The sequence below is a fragment of the Bacillus sp. P4_D3 genome (assembly GCF_056401855.1).
The window spans coordinates 1-2284 of the sequence record NZ_JBFUIN010000510.1 but is presented as its reverse complement, the minus strand read 5'-3'; the positions used below and the strand labels follow the sequence as shown (position 1 = coordinate 2284).

Sequence of the window (2284 nt, the reverse complement as noted above, 5' to 3'; positions counted from 1 at the left end):
CCTTCATGATTATCAATCTTTAGCGTATCTAATAAATTTTTCAATAAATATTTAATAGATTGATGATTTGGAATACGTAAATCATATGTATTTCCATTCCATTTACTAAAATCTACTGTTACGTTAATATGCGTTTGTATCGCCATTACCTTACCTCCAACTTTTGCGAAGAACCGTATAAATACCGATGCAAATAAGTACAATGCCGCCTCCAAACAATATTATTATTGTTGTACTAATTGGCTTTTCATTCATTGTTTGATTACTCGCTACTCCATCTGCGCTTTTTCTCACAACGTATTCACTACTAAACAAACTATTTTTCGTATCTTTAACACTACTTATTTCTTTTTGTTTTATAAAAAGAGAATCTCGTAAAGATTCCATCTCTTTTTGTTCTTTCTTTTTCTTTTTCTTAATTTCTTCTTCTATTTCTTTGTTAAATAACTCAATCGATGCTTTATCTAATTCTGTTTCCTTATGTTCCTTTTTATTTTTTTCTTGGTCCTTTTCTTCAACGCGGTCTACTTTAAAGTTTATCTTTCCATCATCACCAAGATAACTGTCAGCCGCGCTCCTTATCGGTAGCGCGACAAACAGTAAAAGGAAACAGATAAATGATAACTTAGCCACTATGCTCCATTGTTTGATCATTTACTTCTTTTTCCTCCCATTTCTTATGCCATACAAATAGATTACTAACCAATCCAATAATGGCAATTACAAACAACACAATAAAAATTACTTTTCCAGTATCTTTACCACTAATAAAATCATTCAGAAAACCTTCTATATACTGGAGGGGTGAAAATTGACGTATCTTTCCTACAGATGACATTTGATCTACTTTACTTCCAACTGCTTCAGTTAAAAATAGGTACATACTTAAAAATACTAATAATATAAACATCCCTACCATTTTCATTTGTCGCAATAAGTATGTTGAAACTAATACAAACGCCATCATAATGATTGTGATAAACGCAATCCACAGTAAACTTTGATCCTGACCGAACTGTAGCATACGTCCAGAAATGATCCCTATACTAATACCTTCTACTATCGATATACCGAATGCTACTACTGTAGTTGGTACATTCATATCGATTAACGAGAATCTTTCTTCAAAGTGATCTGTTTGCGTTCGTTTCTTTTCTTGATTCGCAATTGCGTATGCTGTAAATAGCGAAACGATGAAACATGCTAATACGATTAAGTATGGTGTAAAGGCATTACCAGCTACAATGACACCTTCATTTTGTTTCTGTACTGGACTAGATAAAAATTGATATAACATCTCATTTTGACGTTCACCAATACGGCTATTAGCCAAAATTTTCGTGAAGTTTTTCGAGAATGATTTATCATCTTCCATTTTCTTTGTGAAGTCATTTAATAACGAATCTGCTTTTGACACAATGGTTGTTCCGCTATCTTGAATTTCCTTAGCTTGTCCATTAATTTGGTCAAATGTTTTATATACATCGTCTGATGATGCTAAGCTATGTTTTGAGCTTTCAACTAATGATTGACTTTGCATCATTAATGATTTAATACCAGAGTCTAACGATAATGTGGCCGTTTGCTCACCAGCATTATTAGTCGTTAATACTTGCTGTTCCTCAACTAGCTTTAAGCTATTCTCACGCCACTTAGCTAAACCTTTTAAATATTCCCCTAAATTTTGATTCATACTATTCGCTTGCTGCGATGTTTCATTTAACTTCTCCGCTAGTAGCATTGAATTTTGATCCGCACTAGAAACAAGTTGTTGGTAGGAGTCTATCTTTTGTTTTAACCCTGTCATATCTTGCTTTACTTCTGCCGTAATATTAGATGAAACAAGGTTTGAAATTAAATCAACTAAGCTTTGTTTGTTTAATAAATAGTACAGAGAATGATCAGTCGCAATTGCATCTAAACTTCCCTCTTCTAATTTAGGACTTACATCTTTCGTTCTTAAGTCAATCCCATAATACATTTGGTACAGACTAAGTAAACCTTGGTAACTTTGAACAGTATCTACCGCTTCTTTAATTAGTACATTAGATGTATTAGTTGTTAATTTTTCTGTTTTTTGATGTACAACTTGATTATTCGTACGTTCAATTACCGTTGAGTTACCACCTTGGTTTCCTCCTGGATCTGTCCCTGTTCCRCCTCCTGGGTTTCCTCCTGGATCTGTTCCCGTTCCGCCTCCTGGGTTTCCTCCTGGATCTGTTCCCGTTCCGCCTCCTGGGTTTCCTCCTGGATCTGTTCCCGTTCCGCCTCCTGGGTTTCCTCC

At 34.6% G+C, this 2284-nt stretch carries 1 protein-coding gene and 2 pseudogenes; all 3 read right to left on the bottom strand.

The window, feature by feature from the left end; genetic code table 11:
- Nucleotides 1-146, bottom strand: a pseudogene (locus AC1DTM_RS23395) (EsaB/YukD family protein); the annotation flags it as partial.
- Nucleotides 147-150: 4 nt separating this feature from the next.
- Nucleotides 151-654 (bottom strand): type VII secretion protein EssA, encoded by a 504-nt coding sequence (gene essA, locus AC1DTM_RS23390; protein WP_078173770.1) that lies wholly within the window; start codon nt 652-654, stop codon nt 151-153.
- Nucleotides 626-2284: pseudogene (locus AC1DTM_RS23385) on the bottom strand (type VII secretion protein EsaA); the annotation flags it as partial. The gene essA and the pseudogene AC1DTM_RS23385, both read right to left, overlap by 29 nt.